General features: G+C 65.8%; 14 protein-coding genes. 4 read left to right on the top strand and 10 right to left on the bottom strand.

Annotation, left to right across the window (positions count from 1 at the left end; translation table 11 throughout):
• The first annotated feature begins 63 nt into the window (after positions 1–63).
• Both RAD15_RS29980 and RAD15_RS29975 read left to right on the top strand, forming a co-directional pair.
• On the top strand, positions 64–804 hold the full coding sequence (locus tag RAD15_RS29980) for a metallophosphoesterase family protein (RefSeq protein WP_458181840.1): 741 nt from the start codon (positions 64–66) through the stop codon (positions 802–804).
• 6 nt (positions 805–810) lie between these two features.
• Complete coding sequence (locus tag RAD15_RS29975; RefSeq protein WP_458181838.1) at positions 811–2,250, top strand: serine/threonine protein kinase; 1,440 nt, start codon at positions 811–813, stop codon at positions 2,248–2,250.
• 23 nt (positions 2,251–2,273) lie between these two features.
• On the opposite strand, the gene RAD15_RS29970 is transcribed toward RAD15_RS29975, so the two are convergent.
• The 4 genes from RAD15_RS29970 to rpe all read right to left on the bottom strand — a co-directional run bounded on the left by RAD15_RS29970 (position 2,274) and on the right by rpe (position 4,255).
• The gene (locus RAD15_RS29970) at positions 2,274–2,465 is read right to left on the bottom strand and encodes a hypothetical protein (RefSeq protein WP_458181837.1); all 192 of its coding nucleotides are present in this window, start codon (positions 2,463–2,465) and stop codon (positions 2,274–2,276) included.
• Between the two features lie 23 nt (positions 2,466–2,488).
• Positions 2,489–2,668 carry a hypothetical protein gene (locus tag RAD15_RS29965; RefSeq protein ID WP_458181835.1) on the bottom strand — a complete coding sequence of 60 codons (180 nt, stop codon included), beginning with the start codon at positions 2,666–2,668 and terminating at the stop codon, positions 2,489–2,491.
• A gap of 236 nt (positions 2,669–2,904) precedes the next feature.
• Positions 2,905–3,504: a hypothetical protein gene (locus tag RAD15_RS29960; protein WP_458181834.1), complete on the bottom strand. Its 600-nt coding sequence runs from the start codon at positions 3,502–3,504 to the stop codon at positions 2,905–2,907.
• Between the two features lie 49 nt (positions 3,505–3,553).
• Positions 3,554–4,255 (bottom strand): ribulose-phosphate 3-epimerase, encoded by a 702-nt coding sequence (rpe, locus tag RAD15_RS29955; RefSeq protein WP_458181833.1) that lies wholly within the window; start codon positions 4,253–4,255, stop codon positions 3,554–3,556.
• 254 nt (positions 4,256–4,509) lie between these two features.
• Here rpe and RAD15_RS29950 point away from each other — a divergent pair, with 254 nt between their 5' ends.
• The gene (locus RAD15_RS29950; RefSeq protein ID WP_458181831.1) at positions 4,510–5,316 is read left to right on the top strand and encodes an EF-hand domain-containing protein; all 807 of its coding nucleotides are present in this window, start codon (positions 4,510–4,512) and stop codon (positions 5,314–5,316) included.
• A gap of 181 nt (positions 5,317–5,497) precedes the next feature.
• Here the strand turns inward: RAD15_RS29950 and RAD15_RS29945 are convergent, their stop codons facing one another.
• Positions 5,498–6,496 (bottom strand): P1 family peptidase, encoded by a 999-nt coding sequence (locus tag RAD15_RS29945; RefSeq protein WP_458181829.1) that lies wholly within the window; start codon positions 6,494–6,496, stop codon positions 5,498–5,500.
• Between the two features lie 58 nt (positions 6,497–6,554).
• Entirely contained in the window at positions 6,555–9,392 is a 2,838-nt protein-coding gene (locus RAD15_RS29940) for a PAS domain S-box protein (RefSeq protein ID WP_458181828.1), read from the bottom strand.
• Positions 9,393–9,616: 224 nt separating this feature from the next.
• Here RAD15_RS29940 and RAD15_RS29935 point away from each other — a divergent pair, with 224 nt between their 5' ends.
• The gene (locus tag RAD15_RS29935) at positions 9,617–10,003 is read left to right on the top strand and encodes a response regulator (RefSeq protein ID WP_458181827.1); all 387 of its coding nucleotides are present in this window, start codon (positions 9,617–9,619) and stop codon (positions 10,001–10,003) included.
• An 81-nt stretch (positions 10,004–10,084) separates the two neighbouring features.
• On the opposite strand, the gene RAD15_RS29930 is transcribed toward RAD15_RS29935, so the two are convergent.
• From RAD15_RS29930 to livM, 4 genes are all read right to left on the bottom strand, one after another.
• Positions 10,085–11,203, bottom strand: coding sequence for a branched-chain amino acid ABC transporter substrate-binding protein (locus RAD15_RS29930; protein WP_458181826.1), 1,119 nt, complete (start codon positions 11,201–11,203; stop codon positions 10,085–10,087).
• A gap of 150 nt (positions 11,204–11,353) precedes the next feature.
• The gene (locus RAD15_RS29925; protein ID WP_458181824.1) at positions 11,354–12,097 is read right to left on the bottom strand and encodes an ABC transporter ATP-binding protein; all 744 of its coding nucleotides are present in this window, start codon (positions 12,095–12,097) and stop codon (positions 11,354–11,356) included.
• A complete protein-coding gene (locus tag RAD15_RS29920; protein WP_458181822.1) occupies positions 12,094–12,927 on the bottom strand; it encodes an ABC transporter ATP-binding protein in 834 nt (277 codons plus the stop codon). The genes RAD15_RS29925 and RAD15_RS29920 overlap by 4 nt, the downstream gene beginning before the upstream one ends.
• The gene (livM, locus tag RAD15_RS29915) at positions 12,924–14,201 is read right to left on the bottom strand and encodes a high-affinity branched-chain amino acid ABC transporter permease LivM (RefSeq protein WP_458182018.1); all 1,278 of its coding nucleotides are present in this window, start codon (positions 14,199–14,201) and stop codon (positions 12,924–12,926) included. Before livM ends, RAD15_RS29920 begins: the two co-directional genes overlap by 4 nt.
• Between the last annotated feature and the right edge of the window lie 43 nt (positions 14,202–14,244).

Raw genomic sequence — 14,244 nt, 5'->3', positions numbered from 1 at the left:
GTTCTTGACCTCCCTCAATTTGGCCGTATCGGCCTTCAATAAGATTTGGAGGGTGGAGGGTGTGTGCTCCTAGCTGTCTTCTCGGATATCCACGGCAACCGGCAGGCGTTCGAGGCCTGCCTCAAGGTGGCCCGCGCGAAGGGCGCGGAGCGGTTCATCCTGCTCGGCGACTTCGTCGGCTATGGCGCCGATCCGGAATGGGTCGTGGAGACCGTGATGGAGCTGGTTGCGCAGGGCGCCGTCGCCGTGCGTGGCAATCATGATCAGGCGGTCAGCTCTTCGACCGAGACCATGAACGCCGAGGCGCAGATCGCGATCGAATGGACCCGCGGCCGGCTCGACACCGCGCAGCGGCGTTTTCTGGCCGAACTGCCGATGCTGGTGGAGGACGGCGACCGCCTGTTCGTGCATTCGGAGGCCTCCAGCCCCCGAAGCTGGCACTATATCCGCTCGACGGCGGATGCCGCCAAGAGCCTGATCGCGACGCCTGCCCATGTCACGTTCTGCGGCCACATCCATCGTCCGCAGCTCTATTCGATGTCGGTGACGGCAAAGATGTCGGGCCTCGTGCCCAAGACCGACGTCGCCGTGCCGCTGCTGCGCGGGCGGCAATGGCTGGCGGTGCTCGGCTCGGTCGGCCAGCCCCGCGATAGCGATCCATCCGCGGCCTTCGTGCTGTACGACACGGTCTCGTGCCAGATCACCTATTGCCGCGCGCCCTACGATGTCGAGACGGCCGCGAACCGGATCCGCGAGAACGGCCTGCCGCATTGGCTCGCCGACCGGCTGTCGCAGGGGCGCTAGAGGCCGATGCCGAAACCCCTGGTCAAGCCCGGCGCCGAGATCGACGGCTACACCATCGGCGAATGCGTCCATGCCGGCGGCATGGCGACGCTGTGGACGGTCACCCATCCCGGCATCGACATGCCCTTGCTGATGAAGATTCCGCGGGTGTCGGAGGGCGAGGACCCCGCCGCGATCGTCTCCTTCGAGATGGAGATGATGATCCTGCCGCGGCTCGCGGGGCCACATGTGCCGGCCAGCTTCGGCACCGGGGACTTCGCGCACCAGGCCTACGTCGTGATCGAGCGCATCCCCGGGACCACGCTCTACAAGCGGCTGCCGGACCTGCCGCTGCCGTATGACGAGGCGCGGCAGCTCGTCGCCAAGGTCGCGACCGCGCTCGCCGATCTGCACCGGCAGAACGTGATCCATCACGACATCAAGCCGAGCAGCATCATGTTCCGCGAGAGCGGCGAGGCGGTGCTGATCGACTACGGCCTGTCGCATCACGATCATCTGCCAGATTTGTTGCAGGAGGAGTTCCGCCTGCCTTACGGCACCGCGCCCTACATGGCGCCGGAGCGGCTCCTCGGCGTCCGCGACGATCCGCGCAGCGATCTGTTCTCGCTTGGCGTGCTGCTCTATTTCTTCACCACCGGCGAGCGGCCGTTCGGCGAAGGCGAGACGTTGCGCGCGATGCGGCGGAGGCTCTGGCGCGATCCGTATCCGCCGCGCGGCTTGCGCGCCGACTATCCGCCCTGGCTCCAGGAAATCGTGCTGCGGTGCCTGGAGATCGAGCCGGTGTGGCGCTATCCGACCGCGTCCCAGCTCGCCTTCGATCTCGCCCATCCGGACCAGGTCAAGCTTACCGCGCGCTCGGAGCGGTTGAAGCGGGATCCCTTGGGCGTCGCCTGGCGGCGGCGCTTCAACCAGGGCATCATGACGCCGCGCGCGAAATCGGATGTCGCCGCGCAAATCGCCTCGAGCCCGATCCTCGCGGTCGCGCTCGACACGGTGGAAGGGGCGGAGGAGCTGAACGAGGCGCTGCGCGTCACCACCGAGCGCATTCTCGCGACGCTGCCCTCGGCGCGGCTTGCCTGCGTCAACGTCCTCAAGCTCAACCGGATCGCGATCGACCGGACGCTGGACGAGCAGGGCTCCAACAAGCATATCGACCGCCTGGTGGCGCTCCGGCATTGGGCGACACCGCTGAAGCTCGACGAGAGCAGGCTCTCGGTTCACGTGCTGGAGGCGGTCGATCCGGCCGCGGCGCTGCTGGAGTTTGCCGAGGTCAACCAGGTCGACCACGTCATCATCGGCGCGCGGCAGAGTTCGTTCAGGCGCACGCTGCTCGGCAGCGTCTCGGCCAAGGTGGCCTCGGAAGCGGCCTGCACCGTCACCGTGGTGCGGCCGCCGCGGATGGCGGCGGATGACGGAGAGGCGGACGCCGGCGAGGCGGCGGGATAGCCCGCGCCTGGCGTTTTCGGGGATCAGGCCGCGTGGGCGGTGTAGGCGGCGCGCTTGCGGCGGATCGGCCAGGAGAATTGCGGACCGGGCTCGCCGTGATCCGCGCCGCCGCCGAAATACTGGATGATCTCGCGGCAGGGCTCGCAATTGAACAGGTTACGCGACGCGGATGCCTTGGTCATTTCCTTCAGGCAGTTCGGGCAATGCGGTTTCATGGCTCAAGTCCGGAAAGAGAATATCAGTGCCGGCGCGGCAACTGGAACGGATGGTCCAGGTCCGCCGCTTCTAGCCCGCTGTCGTCGCCCCGCTCGCCTTCGGGGCGTTCGAGCCGGCCGAAGAAATAGTCGAGGTTCGGATGCGGACGCCGCGGAATACGGCACCTGCGCTTCGGCTGGCGCTTCACGAGGGCGATCTGCATGGGCGTCAGGCCCGATTGCGGTCGCGACGGATGCTACGGGCCGAACGTACCGGGGCTTCGACCGGTCCAGCCGTTGGGCCAAACACAACGAACGCACAAAAACCAATCCACAACGCCACGCCAGTCCAAACCAGGGTCGTCGTCATGATGTGCTCCCGCGATAACAGGCAGGAATCACTTGCAGTGATTTGCGCGAATCAGTGAAGCCCGGATGAGTACGGGTCGTAGTTGCAATTTTAGGCATTGCGCGCCGGCGCGCCCGTAATAACCGCAGCTTTTTCCGGGTGCGACCGCGGTATCTTGCCTGTGCGCGCAGCTTCGAGGACGTCGCGGAGGCGCGGAGCGTCGCGAACACAGCGAAACCCGTAGCGGCCGGTGTAGTCGGTATCGAGCGAACGGGTCGATCGCCCCGACGCGAAGTTGAGGTGGCCGGCGCCGTCGCCGACGTCGAGGATCTCGAAGACTGCGTCCATGGCCTCGAACGGCGTCTGGCTGACCGTCCGTCGACCCCAGGCCGTTCGCAGGATCAGCGCGCGGCGATCGGTGATCAGATAAAGCGTCTGCAGGTCTTGCAGCAGCATCACCAGCGGGGCCGCGACCATCGCAATCCCGAGCATCGCGAGAGGTCGGGCCGCCTGGTCGATCCAATCGGCTCTAACGGCGACGATGGTCAGCAACAGCCAGGGCAATCCGATCCACCACAGAAATCGCCACATGATCATGCGGGCGACGCCGTCGGGCTGGCCCTGCCAGATCACCTGCTCGCCGTCCTGCAGGGCCTCGGCGCGCAGGCGCCGCAGGCCCGTGGAAAACGGAGTGGCGCGGATTTCGTCCATTCCTGTTGGTCGTAGCGGCCGCAAGGCCGGTTCGGACCGCGAATAGCGGTCAGATGGCTTCGCCGCGCGCCCCGAGCGCCGCGTTGCGGATCGCGGCAATGTTGGTCTTGTAGGCTTCCTGCGTGCCGCCCCTGAACACGGAGGTGCCGGCCACGAACGCGTTGGCGCCGGCCGCGGCCAGGGGGCCCGCGACCTCGGGGCCGACGCCGCCGTCGACCTCGATGTCGATCGGCCGGCCGGCCGTCATGGCGCGGATGTCGCGGATTTTGCTGATTGCGGAGGGGATGAAGGCCTGGCCGCCGAAGCCGGGATTGACCGACATCACCAGCACGAGGTCGACGAGGTCGAGGACGTATTCGAGCGCGCTGATCGGCGTGCCCGGGTTGAGCGAGACGCCGGCCTTCTTGCCGAGCGCGCGGATCGCCTGGAGCGAGCGGTGCAGATGCGGACCGGCCTCCGCATGCACGGTGATGTGGTCGCAGCCGGCTTTCGCAAAGGCTTCGAGATAGGGGTCGCAGGGCGAGATCATCAGATGCGCGTCGAATACCTTCTTGGTGTGCGGACGCATCGCCTTGATGATGTCGGGGCCGTAGGAGATGTTCGGAACGAAGTGCCCGTCCATCACGTCGAGATGGATCCAGTCTGCGCCGGCGGCATCGACGCTGCGCACCTCTTCGCCGAGCTTGGAGAAATCCGAGGCCAGGATCGAGGGCGCGATTGCCAGGGGGCGGGGGGCGAAGGCTTGGGTCATGGCGCTGTTTCCCGTGGCGGCCGAAAGACGATGGGCCTCGCCTAACATGGGCCTCCGCGGTCGGCAATGCAGGGGAGGTGTGCTTCCTGTGGGCGGAAATTTCTGCCGCGACCGGCATGAATTGCCGGTGTTCCCGGGCCGTGCAAAGCGCGGCGGAGGCGGATTTCATTGAGCTTTTCGCGCTGGCACGACGCTTGCTGACCTCACCCGACAGAACATTGGCGGCGGCATGCCGCATCGGTTGGAGTTGAGCAATGTTGTTTGCCCTAGGCGCCGTATCGAGCGCGCTCGACGCGATCCAGTCGCTGACGAACTCGAAATCGTCCTCGTCGACCCAGAAGACGGGGTCTTCGCAAAGCGCGTCGACCAATCCGTTCGCGATCGACAGCAGCAATAACACCACGACCGGTGCCACCTCGTCGGTCAATGCGGGCAAATATCCGCAGATCTCGCCGGAGACGATGAACGCGCTGTTCGCGGCGCAGAGCCAGTCATCGGACAGCACGAGCAGCACGGCCAGCTCAACCTCGTCGACTTCGTCGAGCTCGAGCTCCTCGACTTCGACGAGCCGGGAGGCTGCGCTGAAGGACCTGTTCTCGCAGATCGATGCGGACGGCGACGGCAAGATCACCAAATCCGAGTTCGAGGACGCGCTCGGCGCCGGCGGCACCAACCTCACACAGGCCGACGACGTGTTTTCGAAGATGGATGCGAATTCCGACGACAGTGTCAGCCTCGACGAGATGTCGAAGGCGCTGAAGGGCGGCCATCACGGGCATCATCATGCGCAGGGCGCGGGCGATGCGTCCGGCAGCGGCTCGGATTCCTCCTCGTCGTCGAGCGGCGGATCGACTTCGACCACGACGACCGCTGCCGACGGCTCGACCACCACCACCGTCACCTATGCCGACGGCTTCACGATGTCGACCACGGTTCCCGGCGCCTCCAGCGCCTCCCGCAATTCGGCCTATGATCTGTTTGCGCAGCTGATGCAGCGGCAAGGCGGGCAGGGTCAGGGCGCCTCGTCGACTGCCGGCTCGTCCATGTCGATGAGCGTGTGACGCCCGCACGCTGTCATGCCCCGCCACCGGGCCTCGCCTTCGGCGAGCCCGATGGCAGGCTCCGGCGGGACTTCCAGTACGCCGCGGCCTCTCGATCCAATCACTTCTGTCTTTGGAATGCTGGATCGCCCGGTCTACGCCGGGCGATGACGTGCGATTCGTGGCGAGAAGGGCGTGCTCCTTATCCGCCGAACCGGTCCTTCCACGCCGGCAGCGCGCCAGGGAATGGCAGCGCCGTCGCGCTGTAGACGCCGCGTGCGATCGCGCGTGCGACCACGTTGGCGGCGACCGTGCCGAGCTCGGTGAGGCCGACCAGTGGCTCGATTGGCTTCTCGCAGGTCGCAGCCGCAAACAGCACGTCGCCGTCGGTCGGTGCATGCACCGGATAGATCGCGCGGGCGAAGCCGGTGTGCGCGATCATCGCCAGCCGCTTGGCCTGGGGTTTGGTCAGCACCGCGTCGGTGACGACAGCGCCGATGGTGGTATTTTCGCGCGCGGTCGCCGCGGGACCGCCCTTGATGCGCATGCGGAGCATGTCGTCGGTGAACTTGTCGGGCAGGCCGCGTCCTCCGAATTCGCCGTCCACCTCGAACGGCGCCGCCCAGAACCAGGGCCCGGTGCCGACGGTGACACTACCCACCGCGTTGACGGCGACGATCGCCGCGACCTTCACGCCATCGGGCGTCACCGCCGAGGCCGAGCCGAGCCCGCCCTTGAACGTCGCGGTGGTGGCGCCGAGGCCTGCGCCGACGCTGCCGATCGCGAAGTCGGTGCCGGCGGCGACCGCCGCGGCGTAGCCGAGGTCGCGATAGGGCGAGAAGCGTCCCCAGGCCTTGTCGCCGCCGTTGAGAAGGTCGAACAGGATCGCACCCGGCACAATCGGGATCAGCGCTTCGCGAACCCGGTGGCCGCGCCCCTGCTCGGCGAGCCAGGCCTGCACGCCGCCGCCGGTATCGAGGCCGAAGGCGGAGCCGCCCGATAGCGCGATCGCGTCGACGCGCTCGACGGTGTTGGCAAGATCGAGCAGTGCGTCTTCGCGCGTGCCGGGGCCGCCGCCGCGGACGTCGATCGCCGCGACCGCCGGCTGGTCGAAAATGATCGCGGTCGTGCCGGAGGCGACCTTCGCATCCTCGGCATGGCCGACGCGGATGCCGGCGATGTCGGTGAGCAGATTTTTCAATGTGGCCTCGCGCGCTGAAAGGATTTCGCCTCTGCGATAGCGCAGGGACGTCGCAGGCTCAACTGGCGAGCGCGGTCCGGAGCATCTTGGCGAGCTCGGACTTGCGATAGGGCTTTGCCAGCAGCAGCACGCCGGAGTCGAGCCGGCCGTGATGGACGATGGCGTTCTCGGTGTAGCCCGAGGTGAACAGCGTCTTCAGGTCGGGTCGGCGGCGGGCCGCCTCATCGGCGAGTTGGCGGCCGTTCATCGCGCCCGGCATGATGACATCGGTGAAGAGCAGGTCGATGTCCCTGTCGGCGTCGATGATGACGAGGGCTTCGGCGGCGTTGGCGGCCTCGAGCGCGGCATAGCCGAGGCTCTTGATCTGGGTCACGACATATTGCCGCACCAATGCGTCGTCCTCGACGATCAGGATCTTCTCGTTGCCGCCGGTGACGGGCACGTTCTGGAGCACCTCGAACTCGGTCTCCTGCACGCCGCTGGAGCGCGGCAGGTAGATCTTAACGCTCGTGCCGTGGCCTTCCTCGCTGTAGATCTTGATGTGGCCGCCGGACTGCTTGACGAAGCCGAACACCATGCTGAGGCCGAGGCCGGTGCCCTTGCCGACCTCCTTGGTGGTGAAGAACGGATCGAACACCCGCTCGATCAGGTCGGCTGGAATTCCGCTGCCGGTATCGCTGACCGCGATCATCACGTAATTGCCGGCAACGACGTCGGGATTCATGCTGGCATAGCCGTCGTCGAGGAAGATGTTGCGGGTCTCGAGCACAAGCGTGCCGCCGTCGGGCATGGCATCGCGCGCGTTCAGCGCGAGATTGAGGATCGCGGTGGAGAGCTGACCCGGATCGACCAGTGCCGGCCACGCATCGTCGGTGAGCTGCGGCATGATGGTGATCTGCTCGCCGAGGGTGGGATGAAGGAGCTTTGCGGCCTCGAGCGTCAATGCGTTGACGTCGATTTCGCGCGGCTGGAGCGGCTGCTTGCGGGCGAAGGCGAGCAGATGCTTCGTCAGTTGCGCGCCGCGCTCCGCGGCGTCGTCGATCAGCTTGGTGATGGCGGCGAGTTCGGGGCGGTCGGCCACCGCGTCCGCCAGGATGCCGATCGTGCCGGTGATGACGGTCAGCACGTTGTTGAAGTCGTGGGCGACTCCACCGGTCAGTTGGCCGATGGAATCCATCTTCTGGACCTGCCTGAACTGGGCCTCGGCGGCCTGCTTTTCGGTGAGGTCGCGGCCGATGAAGAAATGGCGCCTCACGGGCTCCGACCAGGTGCCCATCCAGTTCAGCGTGACCTCGTGGCCGTCGTAGTGATAATAGCGCGCCTCGAAGCTGCGCTTGACCGCGCCACGCCGCGCCGCGCGCATCTCGTCCCGCGTTCTATCGAGGTCGTCAGGGTGGATGAACTCGGTCGCGCTGTGCCCGATCAGGTCTTCCGGGCTGAAGCCGAGAATATCCTTCACGCTCGGGCTGACCTGGATGAAATTGCCAAAGCCGTCGGTGACCAGGATCAGGTCCTGCGAGGTCTCGAAGATGCGCTGGCGCTCCTCGATCTCCTGGCGCAGCTTTTCCCGGGATTGCTTCTCCTCGGTGATGTCGTGGGCAATCTTGGAGGCGCCGATGATTTGTCCGCTCTCCGCCCGCAGTGGCGAGACATTGAGGACAACGTCGATCTCGCGGCCATCCTTTCTGACACGGACCGTCTCGTGCTGGGCGATCGACTCGTTGCTGCTGATGCGGTTGAGAATGCTCCTGACCTCGGGCTTGCGATCGTTCGGTACGATGAGGTCGATCGGCTTGCCGATGGCCTCCGCGGCGGAATAGCCGAACAGGTGCTCGGCGGCGCGGTTCCAGCCGGTCACGATGCCGTTGAGCGACTGGGTGATGATGGCGTCGTTGGAGGATTCCACGACGGCGCCGTAGAGCGCCAGACGCTTGGCGTAGAAGTCGCGCTCCGTGGCGGACTGCTCGCGCAGCCGGCCGACGAGGCCCACCGTGTTCGCCTGGAGGCGGACATTCTCCACCAGCAATACGGCGAGCACGAAGCTCGCCGCGCACAGGCCGTAGAGCCGGCCGGCATAGAAGCCGAGATCGAAGCGCGCGACGTTGACGATCGCCGACAGCGCGATGTCGAACAGCCAGGCGCACATGACCACCATGAGCCAGACGTCGATCACCGAATGCGGCCTGCGGAACCAGAGCGAGACGAGTGCGGCGAAGCTCAGCGACCACACGAAGGACACGACGCCGATCATGGTCGGCGTGTAGCGGCCGTCGCGCAGCAGCACCGGCAACAGATCGTGCTGGGCGGTGACGATCCAGGTGAAAACGGCCATGGCGACGACGACGCCGAGCACGCTGGCGTAGATCGCGTTGCTTGTCGCGGTCCGGATCCTGGGGCCGCCGTCCTTTTCCTTCAGCCAGGCATAGCCGAGCACGAACAGCGGGAAGCCGGCGTGCCAAATCATGTAGAGCCAGACGGTGGTTTGCCGGCCCGCGCCGAACAGTCCGGTCGGCGCGAAGAGGCCGGGGAAGGTGAGGGCATGGACCAGCGCCGCCGCGGCGGTGAACAGGTAGCCGGTCGAAAGCCACTGCAGCGCGCGGGTTCGCAAGACGACGAACTGCGACAGCAGCAGTACTGCCGTGATGATGTCGCTCACGGCGAGGGCCGATTGATAGGCGGCCACGAAGGCCGGAACCGGCAAGAGCGGGGTACCTGCGAAGGGCACAGTGAGGGCGAACAGGATCGAGGAAACGGCGACGATCGCCAATGCCGCGGTGCGGTCGGTCGAGGTGGCCGGCAGGGTCGAAAGGAATGTGCCTCGGTCAATCGTCGCGGGCACGTCCACCTCTCGCAGACCGGTCTTGACCATTGCCTTGGCCATCTTTGCCGATGTCATCCGGGTTCCCGCAGCCTCGCTCCATGGTAACGGGTTCTGGGCTCGCATTCTGCAAGATGCGACCGCGACTCAACTGAAGGTTACAGCTTACTTAATTTTGGTGAGAACGCGGAGTAGGGATCGGGTAAGATGCGCTTTACTGGACGGTGTCATAATGCCCTCGGCTGCGGCGGGTTCCAGGGTTTGAATCAGTCGATTTGATCTAACATCGGGAGTTATTCCCCATGCCCCGCGTTCTCGTTATCGACGACCAGAAGGACGTCCGCGCGATGGTCGCGATTGTGCTTCGGGTCAATCGTTTCGAGGTCGTCGAGGCGGAGAGCGGTGCGGCCGGGCTGAAAGCTTTCGAGGAAAGCCCCTTTGACGCGGCGATCGTCGATATTTTCCTTGGCGACACCAATGGCGTCGACGTCATCGCGATCCTGCGCGAACGGGCGCCGGGGCTCCCGGTCATTGCGGTGTCCGGGATGACAGCGCTGGATTTCATGGATCAATCGCCCCACCTCGCCAACGTGGTCTGCCTGCAAAAGCCGTTTCGACCGAACGATCTCCTGCAAGCCCTGCGCAAGGCCCAGGCCGCAGCGGGCGGCGAACTGCCCGCCGCCGTCTGAGCTCGTCGCAAGAAGAAACGCCCCGGGGGAAGCCGGGGCGTGGTGATGTTCGAATCGTGGCTTGAGGCCGGTCAAGCGCGCTCAGGTGCCGTTGCCCTTGATCTCGGCGTAGCCGCCCTTGGCGTCCCATTTGTAGACAACGTAGTCGATCTGCTTGATGTCGCCCTTGGCGTCATACTCGATCGGGCCGATCACGGTGTCCCACTTGCCGGCCTTCATGGCTTCCATGACCTTCTTGGCGTCGGTGGTGCCGGCCTTCTTGGCGGCCTGTGACCAGACCTGCATCGCCGCGTAGGTGTAGAGGGTGTAGCCCTCGGGGTCGATGTTCTTGGCCTTGAAGGCATCGACGATCTTCTTCGCGGTCGGCTTGTTGCGCGGATCGGGACCGAAGGTGAACAGCGTGCCTTCGCCGGCGGGGCCGGTGATGGAGGCGTACTCCTTGTCGGCGAGCGCATCGCCGGCCATCAGCACGGTCTTGAGGCCCTGGTCGCGCATCTGACGCAGGATCAGGCCGCTCTCCTGATGGTAGCCACCGACATAGACGAGGTCGATATTGTCGCGCTTCAGGCGCGAGACGATCGCGTTGAAGTCCTTGTCGCCCTTGTTGTAGGACTCGTACATCTTCTCGGTGATGCCGGCCTTGTTCAGCGCCTTCTTGGTTTCATCGGCGAGACCCTTGCCGTAGGTGGTCTTGTCGTTGAGGATCGCGATGTTCTTGCCCTTGAAGTTCTTGGCGATGTACTGCGCCGCGATCAAGCCCTGCTGATCGTCACGGCCGCAGACGCGCGCCACGTTCCAGAGCTTGCGCTCGGTGAAGAGCGGGTTGGTCGAGGCCGGGGTGATCTGAAGAACGTTGCCATCCGCATAGGCCTCGGAGGCGGGGATCGACGACGACGAGCAATAGTGCCCGGCGACGAAGGGCATTTTCGCGCCGGCGATCTTCTCGGCGATTGAGCGCGCCTGCTTGGGATCGCAGGCATCGTCCTCGACGGAGAGCGCGAGCTTCTTGCCGTTGACGCCGCCGGCGGCGTTGATGTCAGCCACGGCCATTTCGGCGCCGTTCTTCATCTGGCGGCCGAAGGCGGACTCGCCGCCGGTCATCGGACCTGCGACTGCGATCGTGACATCCTGCGCGAATGCCGCGCTCGACAGCGCGAGCGACGCGCCGAATGCCAGACCGATGAGCTTCAGTGATTTCATGAGATACCTCGCGGGTGGTCGCCTGTGGACGTTGCCGGGCATGCCCGGTTCAAACCGGCGCCATTCTTGAATGATTTCGAGGAGAAGTCACCGGCAAAATACGGGCATTGGCGGAGATATCTCGCCACATTCCGCCGCATCCGGCTCCGCTCAGCCGTGCCGGCCGCCTTCCAGGTAGGCGGCGCGAATCTCGGGGCGCTGCAACAACTCGGCGCCAGTCCCGGCCAGCGTGATCAGGCCATTGACCATGACATAGCCGCGATGGGCGAGCTTGAGCGCATGGTTGGCGTTCTGCTCGACGATCAGGACGGTCAGGCCGTCCTGCCGGTTCAGGGTGCGGATCGCATCGAAAATCTGGCGCGCGATCAGCGGGGCGAGGCCGAGCGAGGGCTCGTCGAGCAGCAGCAGGCGGGGGCGGCTCATCAAGGCACGGCCGATCGCCAGCATCTGCTGCTCGCCGCCGGACAGGGTTCCGCCGCGCTGGCCGTAGCGTTCCTTCAGCCGCGGAAACAGCGCGAAGACGCGCTCCAGTGTCGCGTTGCGCTCCGCATCGGTGCAGCCGGTGGCGTCCGCCCCCATCTGGAGGTTTTCCGCCACGGTCATGCGCGGGAAGATACGGCGGCCTTCCGGCGATTGCGCGATGCGCAATTGCGCGATCTCGTGGGTGGGAACATCGGTGATGTCGCGGCCTTCGTACAGGATCTGGCCGGCGCGGGCGCGCGGCTTGCCGAAGATCGTCATCATCAGCGTCGACTTGCCGGCACCGTTGGCACCGATCAACGCGACGATCTCGCCGGCATTGATCTCGACGTCGACGCCCTTCAGCGCCTCGATCTTGCCGTAGGCGGCGCGAAGGCTGCGGATCGCGAGCAGGGGCGTGGGCGCCGCAGTCACGACCCGCTCTCCATCACGGCCACGGCCTCTTCCTCGTCGGCGCCGAGATAGGCGGCGATCACCTTGGGATCGTCGCGGACCTCGCGCGGGGAGCCTTCCGCGATCTTCACCCCGTGGTCCATCACCACGATGTGGTCGGAGATTTCCATCACCACCGACATGTCGTGCTCGATCAGCAGGATCGAGGTGCCGAGCTCGTTGCGGATCGAGAGCAGGAGTTCGCTCAAGGCTGCGCTCTCGCGTGCGTTGAGGCCGGCGGCGGGTTCGTCCAGGCACAGAAGCGCGGGCTCGGTGCACATCGCGCGCGCGATCTCGAGCCGGCGCTGGTCGCCATAGGCGAGATTGCCGGCCGCGTCGTCGGCACGGTCGAGCAAATTGATCCGCTTGAGCCAGTCGGTCGCGAGATCAATCGCGTGCTTTTCGGCGTCGCGGTAGCCGGGGGCGCCGACGAGGCCGAGGAAGGTGAAGCCGGAGGCGCGCATCAGCGCGTTGTGCTGCGCCACCATCAGGTTTTCCAGCGCGGTCATGCCGGGAAACAGCCGGATGTTCTGGAAGGTGCGCGCCACCTTGGCCTGCTTGGCGATGCGGAAATCGTTCAGCCGTTCCAGCGCGATCACCTTGCCATCATCGTGGGCGAGGCGAATGGTGCCGCCGCTCGGCTTGTAAAAGCCGGTGATGCAGTTGAAGACGGTGGTCTTGCCGGCGCCGTTCGGCCCGATCAGCGCGGTGATCTTCTTCCGCTCGGCGGCGAAGGAGAGGTCCTGCACGGCAACGATGCCGCCGAAGCGCATGGCGAGCCGGTCGACGCTGAGAATCTTGTCGCCGCTCATCCGTGCCCTTCCTTGACGAGATCGGACGAGATCGCCTTCGCCTTGGTCAGATACACGGTCGGCGCGCGATGGCCGATCAGGCCGCGCGGCCGCCAGATCATGATCAGCACCATGGCCATGCCGAACACCAGCATGCGGTAGGTCTCGAGGCCGCGGAACAGCTCGAAGCCGCCGATCATGGCGAGTGCGGCAAGCGCGACACCGAGCTGCGAGCCCATGCCGCCGAGCACGACGATGGCGAGCACCAGCGCCGATTCCTGGAAGGTGAAGGATTCCGGGCTGATGAAGCCCTGGCGGGTGGCGAAGAACGCGCCGGCAAAGCCGCCGAACATGGCGCCGGTCGCGAATGCCGTGAGCTTGGTGGTGGTGGTGTTGATGCCGAGCGCGCGGCAGGCGACCTCGTCCTCGCGCAGCGCCTCCCAGGCCCGCCCGATCGGCAGGCGGCGCAGCCGGATCGTCACCCAGTTGGTGAGCAGGGCAAGCGCCAGGATCAGATAGAACAGGAAGATGATGCGGTGCGTCGGCGAGTACTCGATACCGAGCTTGGCGGCTAACCCGTCGTCGCTGTTGTCGAGCGGGATGCCGAAGAAGGTGGGGCGTGGAATGCCGGAGACGCCGTTGGGGCCGCCGGTGAGTTCCTGCCAGTTGATGATGACGAGGCGGATGATCTCGCCGAAGGCGAGCGTCACGATGGCGAGATAGTCGCCGCGCAGGCGCAGCACGGGGAAGCCGAGCAGCACGCCCCAGAACGCCGCCAGGATGCCGGCCAGCGGCAGGCAGATCCAGAACGACCAGCCGAAATTGGTGGCGAGAAGTCCGTAGGAATAGGCGCCGACCGCATAGAAGGCGACGTAGCCGAGATCGAGCAGTCCCGCGAGGCCGACCACGACGTTGAGGCCCCAGCCCAGCATGACATAGGTGAGCACGAGGATCGCGAGGTCGAGGATGTACCGCTGGTCATAGAAGATCACGGGCACGAGCAGCGTGAAGATCAGGAGCGCCGGCGCGAGGTAGCGGCCGACGAACGATAGTCCGCTTTGTACTGCCGGCGGCACCAGCTTCTCGGCGCCGGTCGGACCGATCCATTGCCGGAGCAGATCAATTACGATCGAGCCGCCGAATACCGCCGCGACGAGGGATGCGAGTTCGCCGAAGCGCGTCCAATAGGTGAGCTGGCCGTCGGAGCCCGCTTCGGTGCGGATACCGACCATCAGCGAAAACAGCACCAGCGCGATCAGGGCGTTGATGAGGGCCGTCTTCAGGAGGGAGGGAATGCCGGCGGTGCGACTTGCGTGGGTGGCCTTGTGCGGGATGGGT

The organism is Bradyrhizobium sp. 14AA, assembly GCF_054185205.1.
The sequence above is the reverse complement of the archived record's forward strand: the minus strand, read 5'-3'. Positions and strand labels throughout refer to the sequence as shown.

Coding starts and splice junctions, on each gene's coding strand:
- RAD15_RS29975 (WP_458181838.1), top strand. CDS start 811: ATGCCGAAACCCCTGGTCAAGCCCGGCGCCGAGATCGACGGCTACACC.
- RAD15_RS29970 (WP_458181837.1), bottom strand. CDS start 2,465: ATGAAACCGCATTGCCCGAACTGCCTGAAGGAAATGACCAAGGCATCC.
- RAD15_RS29965 (WP_458181835.1), bottom strand. CDS start 2,668: ATGCAGATCGCCCTCGTGAAGCGCCAGCCGAAGCGCAGGTGCCGTATT.
- RAD15_RS29960 (WP_458181834.1), bottom strand. CDS start 3,504: ATGGACGAAATCCGCGCCACTCCGTTTTCCACGGGCCTGCGGCGCCTG.
- rpe (WP_458181833.1), bottom strand. CDS start 4,255: ATGACCCAAGCCTTCGCCCCCCGCCCCCTGGCAATCGCGCCCTCGATC.
- RAD15_RS29950 (WP_458181831.1), top strand. CDS start 4,510: ATGTTGTTTGCCCTAGGCGCCGTATCGAGCGCGCTCGACGCGATCCAG.
- RAD15_RS29940 (WP_458181828.1), bottom strand. CDS start 9,392: ATGACATCGGCAAAGATGGCCAAGGCAATGGTCAAGACCGGTCTGCGA.
- RAD15_RS29935 (WP_458181827.1), top strand. CDS start 9,617: ATGCCCCGCGTTCTCGTTATCGACGACCAGAAGGACGTCCGCGCGATG.
- RAD15_RS29930 (WP_458181826.1), bottom strand. CDS start 11,203: ATGAAATCACTGAAGCTCATCGGTCTGGCATTCGGCGCGTCGCTCGCG.
- RAD15_RS29920 (WP_458181822.1), bottom strand. CDS start 12,927: ATGAGCGGCGACAAGATTCTCAGCGTCGACCGGCTCGCCATGCGCTTC.